General features: G+C 42.1%; 10 protein-coding genes. 2 read left to right on the top strand and 8 right to left on the bottom strand.

The annotated features are described in order from the left end of the window. Positions 1 to 49: 49 nt before the first annotated feature. Positions 50 to 1,114, bottom strand: coding sequence for a S8 family serine peptidase (locus HF312_18695; protein ID MCU7522252.1), 1,065 nt, complete (start codon positions 1,112 to 1,114; stop codon positions 50 to 52). Positions 1,115 to 2,549: 1,435 nt separating this feature from the next. Continuing rightward, a complete protein-coding gene (gene pta / locus HF312_18690) occupies positions 2,550 to 3,527 on the bottom strand; it encodes a phosphate acetyltransferase (GenBank protein MCU7522251.1) in 978 nt (325 codons plus the stop codon). Positions 3,528 to 3,712: 185 nt separating this feature from the next. Between pta and HF312_18685 the strand changes: the two genes are divergently transcribed. Continuing rightward, entirely contained in the window at positions 3,713 to 4,765 is a 1,053-nt protein-coding gene (locus tag HF312_18685; protein MCU7522250.1) for an AI-2E family transporter, read from the top strand. 104 nt (positions 4,766 to 4,869) lie between these two features. Here the strand turns inward: HF312_18685 and HF312_18680 are convergent, their stop codons facing one another. From HF312_18680 to metG, 5 genes are all read right to left on the bottom strand, one after another. Beyond that, entirely contained in the window at positions 4,870 to 5,868 is a 999-nt protein-coding gene (locus HF312_18680; protein ID MCU7522249.1) for a MoxR family ATPase, read from the bottom strand. Between the two features lie 68 nt (positions 5,869 to 5,936). Further along, positions 5,937 to 7,208, bottom strand: a complete 1,272-nt coding sequence (locus HF312_18675; GenBank protein ID MCU7522248.1) for a parvulin peptidyl-prolyl isomerase — start codon at positions 7,206 to 7,208, stop codon at positions 5,937 to 5,939. A 9-nt stretch (positions 7,209 to 7,217) separates the two neighbouring features. Next, the gene (locus tag HF312_18670) at positions 7,218 to 8,042 is read right to left on the bottom strand and encodes a hypothetical protein (GenBank protein MCU7522247.1); all 825 of its coding nucleotides are present in this window, start codon (positions 8,040 to 8,042) and stop codon (positions 7,218 to 7,220) included. Then, the gene (locus HF312_18665; protein MCU7522246.1) at positions 8,017 to 9,987 is read right to left on the bottom strand and encodes a hypothetical protein; all 1,971 of its coding nucleotides are present in this window, start codon (positions 9,985 to 9,987) and stop codon (positions 8,017 to 8,019) included. The genes HF312_18670 and HF312_18665 overlap by 26 nt, the downstream gene beginning before the upstream one ends. A 114-nt stretch (positions 9,988 to 10,101) precedes the next feature. Beyond that, the gene (gene metG / locus HF312_18660; protein ID MCU7522245.1) at positions 10,102 to 12,150 is read right to left on the bottom strand and encodes a methionine--tRNA ligase; all 2,049 of its coding nucleotides are present in this window, start codon (positions 12,148 to 12,150) and stop codon (positions 10,102 to 10,104) included. 295 nt (positions 12,151 to 12,445) lie between these two features. Between metG and HF312_18655 the strand changes: the two genes are divergently transcribed. Then, positions 12,446 to 13,693, top strand: coding sequence for a PAS domain S-box protein (locus HF312_18655; GenBank protein MCU7522244.1), 1,248 nt, complete (start codon positions 12,446 to 12,448; stop codon positions 13,691 to 13,693). A 49-nt stretch (positions 13,694 to 13,742) separates the two neighbouring features. On the opposite strand, the gene HF312_18650 is transcribed toward HF312_18655, so the two are convergent. Beyond that, a complete protein-coding gene (locus tag HF312_18650) occupies positions 13,743 to 15,566 on the bottom strand; it encodes a long-chain fatty acid--CoA ligase (protein ID MCU7522243.1) in 1,824 nt (607 codons plus the stop codon). Between the last annotated feature and the right edge of the window lies 1 nt (position 15,567).

The following is a 15,567-nucleotide window of genomic DNA, read 5'->3' as shown; positions in this document are numbered from 1 at the left end:
TTTTTTCACCTTAAATTATTCCATATTTTTGTCCAGTTTTTGGGGGGAACTATATACACCATTCCGCATTGCCCAAATATTCATTGGGATTTTCGTTCCCGGAGGCAGCCACAACAACTTTTTTCATAGTAACAACTGCATAGTTAATCGCATTTTCAATCTCTGGGTAACTACAATTGAAATAACTAAAGCAATGGTATTTTGTAATGACATCACAAGACGGATCTTCCACCTGTTGTGTACCCAATGTACACCAGCTTAAATTTATCACCTTAATCGATGAATCATTAGCTGCATTCATAATAAGTAATACTAAATCATCCACTGAGTCATCAAAGGATTTTATTTTTAAATCCCATCCAAGACTAGCAATTCCTACTCCATTGTTATTAGTTGAAGCACCTACCACTCCCGCACATTCTGTTGCATGAGAGCCAAAAATCTCGTTATTCGTTACAACCTTATTTTGTAAATCAGAATGATACTTGTAGGCATTTCCTTCAGGATCAATAATTCCAACATTTACGTTTCCATCTCCCTTTGAAATATCCCATGCCTTGGAAGCGTTTATTTTTGTCAGATTCCATTGGTTCGCCTGATAGTATGTATCATTTGGCTCTGCAAGATTTGTAGCCTGAATTGGCTGGTGTACGTATAATACTTCATCCATTGTGGACAATTCTGCAATAATGGAGTCGATTGGGACAAACTGATTGAATTTAATAAACAGCAACTGTGACATATCTTTTACTTTTATCCCATTTCCTGCTGCTTTATTTTGAGTTTCAAATTCACCCCAAACAGCAGATGGGATCGCCTTATTGAACTTAATTTTACCATATTTGTCTTCCAGTCGCTTGAAGTATTTTATTAAATTAGGATAAAGAAGTGAGCTGTTCGACATAAACGCCTCTTTTTCCCCTTTAGCAGCTGAAAAAATAGGATATTTGAAATGAACTGTAATTTGAGTTGATTTTTTTACACCATTTTCAAAAATAACTGGAGCTTCAGAATATACTTTCGATTGCGCAAAAATTGAATAACTGAAAAACAATAAAAACAATAGAAAGCATAGAGAAACCTTTTGAAGTAACTGAATAGAAAGTTTTTGCATTACTTTACCTCACTTTGTTTATTTGAGAATTATCATCTTCCCAGCGAACAATTTCCACTGGTAAATGACCTGATAAATGTATATGCCGCTTGAGAGTCCTTCTCCGGAAAACTGGAGAGTATATTCACGGCTCTTTTCTCTTCATCCAGTAGTGTACTGATCTTTCCTCTTACAATAACATAAACCTCATTGGCTCGTAGTATTGTTCTTCTGATGTCCCAAGTTCTTTCTTCTGTCTGAAGTATGTACTACCACCCAATCTGTCCCCCCCCCTTAATTCCTTTCCACTAAGTCAATCCCAAATCCAGTTCTTTCCGCCATCTTTAGTTTTTGAAATGTATGGAGGAGTATCTTTGCCTGCTTCATATCAGTGTAGTGAGTCTGAAAGAAAAAACTGCTTACTTGTCCAAAGTATTCAGTGGTATTACTCATGATTCTTTCATTCCATGCATTGCCGGCATCGTTTGTAGATCACAGGTTTTTGCCAAATGTTTTGAGAAATCCTGATGAGGACTGCAAAACTGGAACTGGTAAAAATAGTTACCCTGAGGCTTTGGACTCTTCCATTTCCCCCTGTAATCCAAGTCAAGAGTATTAAATGATAATAAGAGAACAACTGTGGCATAAGGTTTTCCGGTACTGAGCATTTTATTCCTCTAGTTGATCGCAATTACAAAAACCAACACCAATAATTCCGTTCAAGAAGCTTATTTGTACTTTAGAAATGTTTCTTTATTTAGATAAATAAATCAACTTGAATTTAACTAAATTGAAAACTTATTCCCCTGATTTACAGGTCAATGGGTCTGTTCAGTTCGACTTTTATGTGAAAAATATTTTTTCTTATATATATATATATGGTGACGATAAGCGTTTTCGGAAAAATTTTCCAAAAAAAAAAAAAAAAAAAAAAAAAAATCTACCCGTGGGTCAGATTTTTGCTTTATAATAGTAAAATCTCAAAGAGTAATAGCTCCCCAAATGGACATCTCTAACGTATAATACTAATGTGTATTGGATACTATTGGTCTTTTGCAGAAACTTGTTTAAACTATTTTGTTGAAGTAAATTTATTCTATGCCTTTGCAGGCAAGATAGTCAGTTTAGAAAACACTTTCGTTTGAAAGGTTTGAGAATAGAAATAGAGATAGATTATCTAATAATAATGCGGATTAATTTTAATTTTTCTAGAGGTATCTTTTAAAATTCTTGATGCTAAAAATAATTATACTAATTGCTCCTGTCAAGAAATATTTTAAATTTTAATAATACTAATTTATATTTTCCATTTCTGAACACGTTAATAATATAAAGACATTGGGAGAATTCAGGATGAGAAAATCTGAGGGTGCTTATAAAAAAACAAAAAGCCCTTTCAAGCTATGCTGTCCAGGACTTTTAATTAACTTTTATGCTTTGGGAAGTTATCCCTGTCTTATGCCATAAGGCATGCAATGGCTGCTGTGTTTACGATGTCGCTTGGGCTGCATCCGCGGCTGAGGTCAAAAAATGGCTTTGAAAGTCCCTGGCTGATGGGGCCAATGGCTTCGGCACCACCCAGGCGCTGGGCTATCTTGTAGCCTATATTTCCTGCCTGAAGATCCGGGAATACGAGAACGTTTGCGCGTCCGGCGACCTTGCTGCCCGGGGCTTTTTTCTGTCCTATGCCGTTTACAATTGCGGCGTCAAACTGAAGCTCTCCGTCTATGTTAAGGTCGGGGCGTTTTTCCTGTGCGATCTTTGTAGCTTCACGTACCTTGTCAACCAGTTCGTGATCTGCGCTTCCCTTGGTCGAGAAAGAAAGCATTGCAACGTAAGGCTCTTCGCCTGTAAGCTTTTTGTGGTTTTCAGCTGTTGAAATTGCTATGTCTGCAAGCTGAGCCGCGTTCGGATTCGGGTTTACGGCGCAGTCGGCAAAGCTGAAAACTTTTTCCGGGAATACCATGAGGAAAAAGCTTGAAACAATTGAAATTCCCTGAGGCATTCCAACAACCATAATTGAAGCTCTCATAACGTCGGCTGTTGTAGCTGTTGAACCTGAAACAGATCCGTCGGCCAGGCCTTCTTTAACCATCATTGCGCCGAAGAAGATATCCCTTTTTATGGTGTCGCGGGCTTTCTCAATTGGAATCTCTTTTCCCCTCTGCTTGCGCATGTTGTAGAAGATGTTAGCAAAATCGCTCAGTTTTTCCGATTTTTCAGGATCAATTATCCTAATGCCCTGAAGATCTACACCCAGTCTTTTAGCATCTTCTCTAATCTTATCCTCATTTCCAAGTGTAATTACATTTGCAATCTTTTCCTTTACCAGAATTTCTGCTGCCTGCAGCACGCGGTCGTCGTGCGATTCAGGAAGAACGATAGTCTTCTTTCTCTGGGCAGCTTTCTGTCTCATCTGGTTCAATAATTCAATTTCTGCCATATTATTATCCGTAATATTTTAATAAATGTGTCTTTAAATATACAAAATTCCCCGGCAATCTTATATTAAGAGGCATTAAATCGGCAAAAAGATACGGGAAAAATGACAAAGAACGGGCAAGCATTAACAAGTTGCGGATTTTTTTTGTATTTTGAATAAAGTACTTACGTATAAATATGTCTGAAACTACATTTAACAAAATAAAAAGAGTAACACTCACAGTTCTCGGCATCGCGCTGGCCATATATCTGGCTTACCTGTTTATTGATATACTCCTCATGCTTGCAATTTCGGTGCTTTTAACCTTCATATTTCACCCGTTTGTATGCTTTCTCGAGAAGAGGGGTTTAAGCCGGGGCTGGGCAATTTTTATGCTTCTTGTTACAGGAAGCCTGCTGCTCTTCCTGGGTATATATTTTCTCATACCCGAACTTTCAGAGCAGATGACCACACTGATTGAATCTGTAAGACACGCCAATCTGAAGGGAACGCTTCACGATTGGGACAGAAACCTGACCAAATACATTCCTTTTATACGCCAGGGGACGATCTACAGCAGGATTGAAAGCTTTGCCGGCAGAATAGTTATGGATTTCTTAAACAGCATGTCCTTCTTTTTATCGAGCCTCCTTTCACTGGCAGCGGTACTTGTAATTGTGCCTTTTATGACATTCTTTATTTTAAGGGACAATAAGACAATTGTAAAAGGGATAATTAATATTGTGCCCAACCGCTATTTTGAAATGTCTTATTATGTCATCAGGCAGATCAGCATTCAGCTCGGGCGTTTTGTAAGAGGCTGGCTCTTTGACGCGTTTATGGTGGGGCTTTTAAGCGGAATAGGGCTTTCACTCCTTGGAATCAATAATGCAATTCCGATAGGTATTGTTGCCGGTGTGGGGCATCTTATCCCCTACTTCGGACCGATCATTGGGGGAATTCCGGCAATAATAATTTCAGTTGCACAGTTCGGTGATTTTTCGATGCTGCCTAAAATAATAATTATGTTCCTGGGTGTTTATGCAGTTGATAACGGACTGATTCAGCCGAACGTTTTTTCAAAAAGCGTGGATATGCACCCGATTATTATTATTGTACTGATTATTGCAGGAAGCCAGATCGGGGGAATTCTCGGGATGCTCCTGGCCGTACCCACGGCAACGGTTCTAAGAACAGCCGCAAAAGAGATTTATTACGCTTATAAGAATTATACAATTATTAGGGCCTAGCGCAGATTCGAGATTCAAGGTTAGAAGAAAGCCCCGGACTTTATTGCAAGCCGGGGCTTTTTGTTTTTACTTTTTAATTTTTAATTTTTCATTTTTTATTGATTTCAGACGTTTTCCATCAGGCGGCGGATTATGTCCACAGAAGTCACTCCGTCAGCCTCGGCGTTAAAGTTTGCGATCAGGCGGTGCCTTAAAACCGGAATGACGGCATACTTAACGTCCTCAATATTCGGGGTAAACCTTCCTTCCATAACAGCCTTTGCCTTGGCGGCAAGTATAAGATACTGTGAGGCCCTCGGGCCAGCACCCCAGTTTACCCAGTCTTTAATAAACTTCTGAGCCTCATTGTGCTTCGGGCGCGTTTTATTGACAAGCTTAACTGAATATTCAATGACGTTATCTGCCACGGGAACGCGGCGTATAAGGTCCTGAAATTTTATAAGCTCTTCAGCCGTTACAACCTTATTCAGCTCAGCCTTGTACTGGCTGGTTGTGGATTTTACAATTTCAAGCTCTTCAGCAAATGTCGGGTAATCAAGCCAGAGATTGAACATAAAGCGGTCCAGCTGTGCTTCCGGAAGCGGGTATGTGCCTTCCTGCTCAATCGGGTTCTGCGTAGCCAGGACGAAAAAGGGCTCGCTTAAAGCGTAGGTTACGCCTGCAGCTGTAACCCTGTGCTCCTGCATTGCCTCAAGCAAAGCAGCCTGCGTCTTTGGAGGCGTTCTGTTGATTTCATCTGCCAGAATAATGTTTGAAAAAACCGGTCCTTCCATAAATCTGAAAGATCTCCTTTTTGAAATCGGATCTTCCTCTATAATTTCCGTACCCGTAATATCGCTCGGCATAAGGTCGGGCGTAAACTGTATACGGTTAAATTTCAGGTGCAGGACCTCAGCCAGGGTTTTAATGAGCAGGGTTTTTGCAAGCCCCGGCACGCCAACAAGCAGGCAGTGCCCTCTTGAAAGGAGCGATATGAGAAGATTATTTATGATCTCATCCTGCCCTATAATAACCTTGCCGATTTCCCTTTTTACTTTGCCTACAGCTTCGTTCAGCTGTTCGACAAGCTGAATATCCTCAGAAGACTGAACTTCAGATTTCAAATTCTATATTCCTTTTATTTATGATACCGCAATTTCTTCAGTTACTTACCCTTTCAGAGCCTTACGTCTTAGAGTCTTACTTCCCAGTAAATTTTTTCTTTAAGCTCGTCAATCCATTTTGCCTTCATTTTCTCCTGCTTTGTATAGTCGGCAATCTGTTTGATCTCGGCATAATCCTGGTTAATATCAGGTCTATGCTGCGGGGTCTTTTTTATGACATATACAATATGATATCCGTAGATCGCGTTGCCCATTTCCATCCTCTTGGGATAGCTGATTTCGCCCTGTTTCATTTTGCCGACTACATCTGTGAGGCTTTTATCCAGCTGTCCGACGTCGAAGCTGCCCAAAAGTCCGCCGAGCTTTGAGGATTCCTTGTCTTCGCTGTATTTTCTTGCGTAATCTTCAAATTTGCCGAGACCTCTTATAACGCTGTCTCTCAAGTCGCTTAAGAATTCAATAGTCTTAAGGTCTGCCTCCTGATCGCTTTTGATCTTGATGAGAATGTGTCTTGCATGGACCGTTTCCCCTCTTTTTTCAATCAGCTGAATGATATGGAAGCCGAATGGAGATTCAACTATATCTGAAAGCTGTCCGTTTTCCAGTGCAAAGGCTGCTGATTCAAATTCCGGAACCAGTCGTCCTCTTTTTGAGAAACCGAGGTCGCCTCCCTGCTGTGCTGTTCCCGGGTCTTCGGAATACCGTTTTGCCATTGTTGCAAAGTCAGCCCCGGCTTTAATGGAATCGAGTATTGCCTGTGCTAACTTAAGCGAGGATTCCTTAACCTTATCGCTTGCCCTGGGAGTCCTGAAAATGTGTGCTATGGTGTACTTTTCAGGAATAAGACCCAGTGAATCCTTGTACTGGCTGAAGAAATCTTCAACTTCGCGCCTTGAGGACTCCACCTGCCCGAATTTTTTCTGTATCAGCATCTGCGACATTAGTCCTTTGCGTGTATTTTCCCTGAGAACCCTTTTAATCTTTTCAGTGCTCATGCCGTATGCCTGCTCAACCTTCTCCTTCGATCCGAACTGCTGCATGAACTGTTCGAGCTGGTAGTCGACGCGCCTGTTGACTTCATCGTCGTTTACGATAACCGAATCCAGCTGTGCCTGTGCATAAAGCAGCTTATCATTAATAATAGAATTCAGCACCTGTTTTTTCAGGTTCTGGTCATCAGGGTTCAGGTTACGCTGGGCTGCGAACTGGGCGGTCTGGAAGTCGAGCTCGCTTTTCATAATTATTTCATTATCCACTACGGCAACAACTTTATCCAGAACCTCCTGTGCGTAGAGGGAAGAACTAATTATTAGTATAACAAAAAGCACAAACTTTTTCATCTATTTCCTTTATTTGATTTCAACTTTATACTTTGAATATAAACCTTTAATATGCTCACTAAGCATTTTTTGTTTCCGTCTTAAAAGAAGCCTTTCCCTGACCTGGCTTTTAACCACGTCGTAGTCGGGTATTTCCCCTGTGGAATACTTTCTTTTAAGTTGTACCACCGTGAACACAGAAGGTTCCGTATTTAAGACAATACTTGTTTCACCAGGCATTAAGCCCTGCAGGCTGAGCAGGAGGCTATTGGGCTGAATCTGGTAGTCACTCTTAAGTATGCCGGTATTTTCAGAGATTAGGGAACGGTTGCCCCTGATGGCGTTTGAGGCCTTCATCCAGTCGCCTTCCATTAGGGCCGTCCTGAAGAAAACCGCCTTATCCTCGTCCTTAAATTTAATAAGATTATAGTAATACGTATCCTGGAAGAGCCTGAATTCATCCCTGTGGGAGTTATAGAACTCTTCCAGCTCCTTGTCCTTAAGTTCAATTTCGTTTTCGTCTAATATCTTATTAATGAGAAAAGCCCTGGCAAGTTCCCTTTTTGCCTTTTCGAGTGTCTTAAGGAATTCCTTATCCTCCAGGATATCCTCAGAAGAAGCTTCTTTGTAAAGAAGCTCGGTTTCAATCCAGTTTCTGACATATTCATTCTTGCGGCTGGGCTCAAGTCCCGCAGTATCCAGGTCGGCAGCCAGGTCCTTTGAAGTCAGGTATGAATTTTCCACCCGGGCAACAAAGTCCTTTCGGGGCTGTTCTTTGCCGCAGGCGCTAAGGGCGACTGCGGCTGAAAGAACAAAGGCAGATTTCAGATTAATTTGATTTAAAAGCTTTTTCAAGTTCTTCGTTGTAAACAACAGGTTTATATCTGTTCTTCAGGTTCGAAATGTACTCGGATTCAAGTCGTTTGCTTTCAAGGTCCTGGTACTGAGCAGAAACCTCGGCCTTAGCTTCTTCAAAAGTCTTCAGGCGTGCGGGCTCTTTTGAAACCAGTTTCACGATAACATATCCGGTACCCATTTTTATCGGTTTGCTGTATGTGCCGGGGGTTCCGAGTTTTTCAGCCTCTTTAGCCGTCTGGCTTGTAGAAGGGTCAACCAGCACAGGTTTGCTGTTTCCCGGTTTTTCACTCTTCTTTGCAGCCAGGCTGTCGAAGCTTACTCCATTCTGAAGGAGCTTATAATAGCTGTTAATCAGCGAATCACTTGCAGAATAAATTTCCTGGAAGCTTACCCTGTCGGGCCATTTGTATTCTGATTTGTGAAGCTCGTAGTAGTTTGCAAGTTTTGTGCTGTCGATCTGGATTTTGCTCCAAATCTCGTCATCCTGAAGCTTAAAGATATAGATGCCGTTTCTGTAATCGTCCATCAGTGAGGCAAACTGTGCATCTTTCTTGTCCAGTTCCAGTGCGGCAGCATTTAAGAGGCTGCTTTCGGCAGATTTGCTGATTGCCGTATTTAAGAGGTTCTGGTCGATCTTTTTGTTAACGTAGTCAGGATTCTGTTCAATGTCCTTAAAGAATGAGTCAACCGGAACAGTTGTTCCCCTGAAAGAATAGAGCACAGAATCTTTAATTCCGTTTCTCCATTTGCTCTCCCAGTACTGCGAGCCGACTTTTATTGTATCGTTGTTCTTGGCGATATAGTCAACTGCATTCCTGTTTACGCGGAAGCTGAAGTCATCTTTAAGTTTCTTTATAAAGTTAGCATAATCAAAATCGTAACGGGTTTTCTGGTAAAGCTTCTTAAGGTTTTCCCTCTCCTGTTCAAAAGGAGGATAAGGGTTTATATCTGTAAGCTTAATGAGATGGAAGCCGTAATCGGTTTTAATGATGTCTGAGACCTGTCCCTTCTTAAGATTGAAGGCGGCCTCGTCAAACTGCTTAACGGTCATTCTTCTTTCAAAAAAGCCCAGATCGCCGCCGTTTTCTTTGGAGCCTGGATCCTGTGAGTATTTTTTGGCCAGTTCAGCAAAGTCGGCTCCCTTTAAGAGCTGGTTTTTAATATCCTGAATCTTTGCCAGTGCGGCAGCCGTATCAACTTTTCCGCTGTCGCTTCTGAAGCTGATTAAGATGTGGCTGGCCCTGATAGAAGGGATCCTTTCGCGTTTTTCAGTTACTTTCAGTATATGGTATCCGTAACGTGTCTTTACGATCTCAGGATAAATTTTTCCTACTTCAGTTGCATAGGCTGCATCTTCAAATTCAGGGAGTACCGTGCCGGCAGTTATATAATAGATATCACCGCCGTATTTCTGGGAATATACGTCTGCAGAGTACTGTTTTACTAGTGTCTCAAAGCTTTCGCCTTTTTTGATCCTGTCGAGGAGTGATTGTGCAATTTCCTTAGCCTTGGCATCCGGAATCGTATCCGGCCTGATCATCAGATGGCTTACTCTAAGTTCATACTTTCTCTTGTCATAAAGGCTTTTAATGGCCGGGGCAGTCATCTCTTTTTCAACGAGATAAGAGCTGCCGATCCTTTCCTTATAGTCCTTTAATTCAGACTGAAGTGCAGGATCCTTATCAAAACCTCTTTGAGAAGCATCTGAGAGCTTCATTTTGAAATTCACGTACAGATCAAGAAAATTCTTGAGTTTGGAAAGCGAGTCCTTCTGGGCTGTTTCCATTGTGCTGCCGTTTTTCAAATAAACATTTTCAAATTCACCTAACGTAACCTTTTCGTTTCCATATTCTGCTAAAACGAGCTTTGAATGTTCAGGAGAACAGGAAGAAAGGTACATAGCAACCACGACAAATAAAACGGATAAGATCCGAATCCGCATCTGATTTACCTCCACTAATTATAAAATTGACCTGCTATTTTACCCAAAGCTTCCAATAAAAGCAAGGGAATTTGGGAATGCTATTTATGCAATAAGTAAGCCTTTTTACAAGGCTTACTTAGCTCTTGTTCCTGGTTTAATGTTTTCATCTACTTCCAGCAAACTTACGCCGCCCTGGCCGTTATCTACTGCCAGAATCATTCCCTGGCTTTCCAGGCCCATGAGTTTTGCGGGTTTAAGGTTAGCTACCATAAGAATCTTTTTACCGATGAGCTCCTCGGGCTTAAAACTTTTGGCAATTCCTGCCACGACCTGTCTTTTTTCAAATCCCAGGTCAACTTTAAGTTTTACAAGTTTTTCGCTCTTGGGAACGCTTTCGGCGTGGGTTATTACTGCAGTCCTTAGCTGGACCCTGAAGAAATCGTCAATCGTAATTTCCTCAAATTTTTCCACCTTTTGGGGCTGTTCAGCCTGTCCAAGCCTATTTGTCTGCTCTTCAATCGTCTTGTCTTCGATCTTTGTAAAAAGTATCTCAGCCTGGTTCAGCTGGTGGCCCTCGGGAAGGTTCTCACCGCCCGATTTTTCCCATTCAACAGGCTTTGAATTCAGCATCTTAAAGAGCTTTTCAGCTGAAAACGGTATTACGGGGTAGAACATCTCGGCAAGCGTATTTATTGCCTGGAGGCAGACGTAAAGTGTTGTCTGGCAGCGTTCACGGTCAGTTTTAACCGATTTCCACGGCTCGGAATCGTTAAAATACTTGTTCCCGGCTCTTGCCAGGTTCATTATCTCATTTACGCCGTCTTTAATTTTATACTGTTCGAAGTATCCTGCAATTTTTTTCGGATATCCTTTAAGAAGCTCCAGCATATCCCTGTCAATCTGCTGAAGAGTCCCTTTCTGAGGCACTTTTCCTTCAAAATGCTTATGAACGAAGGTAAAAGTCCTGTTTACAAAATTTCCCAGTATATCGGCCAGTTCGCTGTTGTTTCTTGCCTGGAATTCCTTCCAGTAAAAATCTGTGTCCCTGTTCTCGGGCAGATTTGCAGCCAGAGTATAACGCAGCGGGTCAGCCGGGAAAAGCTTCAAAAAGTCAATTACGTCAATTCCCCAGTTCCTGCTTTTGGAGAATTTCTTGCCTTCAAAGTTCAGGAACTCATTTGCCGGCACGTTCTGAGGAAGTATATATTTATCCTCCCTGGCGTCGTTCCAGGCCATAAGCATTGCGGGGAAGAAAATTGTATGGAAAACAATGTTGTCTTTTCCTATAAAAGCGACGTATTTGGTCTCAGGGTTCTGCCAGTACTCTTTCCACATTTCAGGCTGCCCGAGCTTTTGCGAGAGTTCCTTTGTTGCAGAAATATATCCGAGAACGGCTTCAAACCACACATAAAGAACCTTACCCTGTGCCGAATCGAGAGGTACCTGAACGCCCCAGTCCAGGTCGCGTGTTACGGCCCTGTCCTGAAGTCCGTCCTTAAACCATCCGCGGCAGTACTGGAGGACGTTTTCCTTCCAGCCGTATTTCTGATTCATTTCGGATACGTAATTTTCGAGCCTTTCCTGGTACTTGCCCAGGGGGAAATAGTAATGGGAAGTTTCCTTTAAGACCGGGGTTTCGCCCGAGATCTTGCTTTTCGGGTTCTTAAGTTCTGCGGGGTCATAAAGAGCACCGCAGTTTTCACATTCATCGCTTCTTGCCTGCTCGTTGCCGCAGTTCGGGCATGTGCCTTCAACGTAGCGGTCGGGCAGAAACATTTTTACCTTTTCATCATAAAACTGGAGAGATTTTTTCTCCTTTAAGATTCCCTGCTTAAAGTATGTAAGAAAGAATTCCTTCGATGTCTCGTGGTGTACAGGAAGGCTGGTTCTGGAATAAATATCGAAGCTCATTCCGAACTTTTCGAAGGCGTCCTTATTTATATTATGGAACCGGTCGATAACGACCTGAGGTTTAACGTTTTCCTTATCGGCTGTAATTGTAATCGGCACACCGTGCTCATCTGAGCCGCAGATATAGAGAATATCGGCTCCAATGAGCCTTTTATATCTGACATAAATGTCGGCCGGCAGGTATGCGCCGCTTAAGTGCCCCAGATGGATAGGTCCGTTGGCATATGGCAAAGCAGAAGTAACAATAATTTTTTCTTTATCCAATTTCATTCCCACTAATTTTTATACGTATCACTAAATATAAGTAAAATTTCCTGAAAAACCGGAATTCACGCACAAATTCTGATATTTAATAAGTGATATGAAAACTAATAAAAGCATGTTTGTGTAATTTTTCTCTCAAGTCTGAAAAAATAGGATTGACTCTAAAGGCTGAGGGCTATATTTTTCCGATCGTTTTACAACCGGAAGGTTAGCATAAGGAAGTTTAGCAAAGGAAGTTTATTCACCAAAACAGAAACAGGGCAAATCTTCAATTTGACCGGTTAAGAAATACTGAGGGTTCATGAAGAGAAATTACGGATGTGAATTAGCTGAGTCGGGCGCTGCGGAGACTGGTAATTCTAAGGATTTTAATAAATTAAACGGAAATGAAGTAAACGGAAGGCCTGAATCCGGTTTCCGGGAACAAGAAGAGTTTCAGATATCGGTTGACAATTCCAGGGAAGAGTTAAGAAAGTTTTTGAGGGCTGTAAATCAAAGCTCCAGCCTTATCATTATCACCGATAAAAATGGCATCATAGAATATGTAAACCCCAAGTTTACAGCTGTAACCGGATATGAGCCGGATGAAGTAAAGGGTAAGACCCCAGCCATTCTTAAATCAGGAGAGACCCCGGCCGAAGAGTATGAAAAGCTCTGGACAACTATTATGTCAGCAAAGGAATGGCACGGGGAGTTCCATAATAAAAAGAAAAACGGGGAGCTCTTCTGGGATTTGTCCTCAATTTCGCCGGTTCAGAACGATAGCGGCGAAGTAACGCATTTTATTTGCGTAAAGGAGGATATCACACAAAGAAAAGCCTCAGAAGAGGAGCTTCGCAAGGCAAGGGAAATTGCAGAAAAGTCGGAAAAGTTAAAATCCGAATTTCTGGCCCAGATTTCGCATGAGATACGCACCCCCGTTAACACCATGATGAGCTTTATAAGCCTGATCAAGGATGAGATGGAAGGAAGGCTTACCGAAGAGCTCAAGTCAGGCTTTAAGATGATAGATAACGGCGCCAAAAGACTCATCAGAACCATTGATCTGCTTCTTGACATGTCGCAGGTACAAAGCGGCAACCTGAAAATTAACCCCGAAGAAATAGATCTGGGAAAAGAAGTGCTTGAAAACCAGATCTTCTATTTTCATTCTGTTGCAAGATTGAAAGGGCTTCAGCTCATATACACAAACGATGAACAAAGCACGGTGCTCAGAGCCGATCTTTACACGGTTAACCAGATATTTGAAAACCTGATTGACAATGCGATCAAGTTTACACCGAGGGGGACTGTTGAGATTAAAGTCTACAGGGATAACAGAAAAAGGCTTTGTGTGGATATAAAAGACACGGGCGTAGGGATTTCAGAAGAGTACCTGCCCAATCTTTTTACGCCATTTTCGCAGGAAAAAACGGGTTACACAAGGCAGTTTGACGGAAACGGCCTGGGGCTGGCCTTAGTGGAACAATATGCCGGCTTAAATAATGCCGAGATCAAAGTCAAAAGCCGGAAGAATGAAGGCTCGGTTTTTACTGTGGTTTTCAGTTAGAATTAAAATGATGCCAGGAAAAATCTCCTGACATCATTTTAATATGAATTTATTTTTCCAGGCTTGAATACATCTCGTCAATAAGACTTCCGTAGCGCTCTTCTATTACTTTCCTCTTGAGCTTCAGGGTCGGCGTAACCTCACCTGACTCCAGGCTGAAAGGCCTTTCCAGAAGAACGAATTTCCTGACCCTTTCATAATTTGCAAGCTGCTTCTGGAAGCGTTCCAGGTCCTTTTCAATTATATTATAGATTTCCTTGCTGTTAGTCAGATCCTCATTTGACGTATAATCAATTCCGTGCGAATCGGCATATTCCCTTATGGCCTCAAAGTCAGGGACAATAAGAGCGCTTAGGAACATTCTTCTGTCGCCAATAAGGACGAACTGGTCTATGTACTTGCTTCCCAGGAACAGGTTTTCTATGGGTGTTGGGGCAATGTACTTTCCGGCAGAGGTCTTGAACAAATGTTTTTTCCTGTCGGTTATAACCAGGAACCCTTCTGCATCAAAGACACCAATGTCACCCGTATGCAGCCATCCGTCCTTAAGAACGGCTTCAGTTTCCTTTTTATTTTTGTAGTAGCCCTGCATAATATTCGGCCCGCGGGCAAGTATCTCGCCATCGGAGGCAATTTTCACCTCAACGCCGGGGAAAGGTTTTCCGACTGAGCCGAACTTGTAGTCGTCCACGCGGTTAACCGCAATTACAGGGGATGACTCGGTTAGTCCGTAGCCTTCGAGTATCGTAATTCCAACAGCCTCAAAGAACTCGCCCAGTTCACGCGGAAGCGCGGCTCCGCCGGAGACAAAGAACCTCAGGCGCCCTCCGGTTTTTTCCCTTATTGTGTTAAGTACGAGCTTTTCGGCCGCCTTATATTTAAGAAGAAGGCTGATTGTTACACTGTCGGCTTTTTTAGCCAAAGCGTACTGCCTCCCCATTTCAATAGCCCAGTTGAAGATCTTCTGTTTCTTTTCGGACTGGCTTTCCACGTTCTTTTTAATTTTGCTGTAAATTCTTTCAAAAAGCCTGGGAACCGTTGTAAGTATGGTAGGCTTTACTTCAATCATATTGTTTGCAACGGCTTCAATGCCCTCGGCGTAGCAGACCTGTCCGCCGGAAGAAAAGGCTGTATAGTAGCCTGCCATTCTTTCAAAAATATGGCATAAGGGAAGAAATGATAAAAATACGTCATCCTTTGTAAAAGGAATGGCCTCTGACGCCGCAAGGACATTTGAAACAATATTCCAGTTCGTAAGCATTACCCCTTTGGGAACGCCCGTAGTGCCAGAAGTATAAATTATTGTGCATATGTCATCAGGTTTGCAGACTTTTATGCTTTCCTTAAAAAAGAAGGGGTTCTGCTGCCTGAAGATAACTCCCCGTTCCTGGATTTCGCGGAATGAAAAAATATCCGAAACGCCGGAGGGAACATCCTTTTCATTTAAGACAATAATAAACTTCAGCATCTTGCAGTTGGCCCTGATCTTAAGGACCTTATTGAGCTGGAATTTATTTGAAACTATTATTCCTGCCGCCTCAGAATTGTTGAGAATAAATTCCACCGAATCGGAAGTAAGTGAAGGATACAAAGGCACGTCCACAACCCCAAGAGCAAGAATAGCCATATCTGAATAGACCCATTCAGGGCGGTTTTCGGAAATAATGGCAATTCTATCCTCACGCTTAAGGCCAAGCGTAGCCAGGCCGTTGGCAAACTTTTCGGTTTCTTCCTTAAATTCCCCGTAGCTGATCCCTTTATACTGGCCGGCTACTTTATGTTTCATTAAAGGCCTATCCGTCGTCTTTGCATACTCTTCTGTCAGCATTACAAAGAGTTCGGGAATCGTCTTAAATTTTCTTATTACAGGCATT

The organism is Ignavibacteria bacterium, assembly GCA_025612375.1.
Lineage (GTDB): Bacteria > Bacteroidota > Ignavibacteria > Ignavibacteriales > SURF-24 > JAAXKN01.
This window is presented reverse-complemented; position numbering and strand designations above follow the sequence as displayed.

What these genes read in the sequence shown, in the direction of transcription:
- metG (MCU7522245.1), bottom strand. Translation starts at nt 12,150, where the DNA reads ATGAAATTGGATAAAGAAAAAATTATTGTTACTTCTGCTTTGCCATAT.
- HF312_18665 (MCU7522246.1), bottom strand. Translation starts at nt 9,987, where the DNA reads ATGCGGATTCGGATCTTATCCGTTTTATTTGTCGTGGTTGCTATGTAC.
- HF312_18695 (MCU7522252.1), bottom strand. Translation starts at nt 1,114, where the DNA reads ATGCAAAAACTTTCTATTCAGTTACTTCAAAAGGTTTCTCTATGCTTT.
- HF312_18655 (MCU7522244.1), top strand. Translation starts at nt 12,446, where the DNA reads ATGAAGAGAAATTACGGATGTGAATTAGCTGAGTCGGGCGCTGCGGAG.
- HF312_18675 (MCU7522248.1), bottom strand. Translation starts at nt 7,208, where the DNA reads ATGAAAAAGTTTGTGCTTTTTGTTATACTAATAATTAGTTCTTCCCTC.
- HF312_18685 (MCU7522250.1), top strand. Translation starts at nt 3,713, where the DNA reads ATGTCTGAAACTACATTTAACAAAATAAAAAGAGTAACACTCACAGTT.
- HF312_18650 (MCU7522243.1), bottom strand. Translation starts at nt 15,566, where the DNA reads ATGCCTGTAATAAGAAAATTTAAGACGATTCCCGAACTCTTTGTAATG.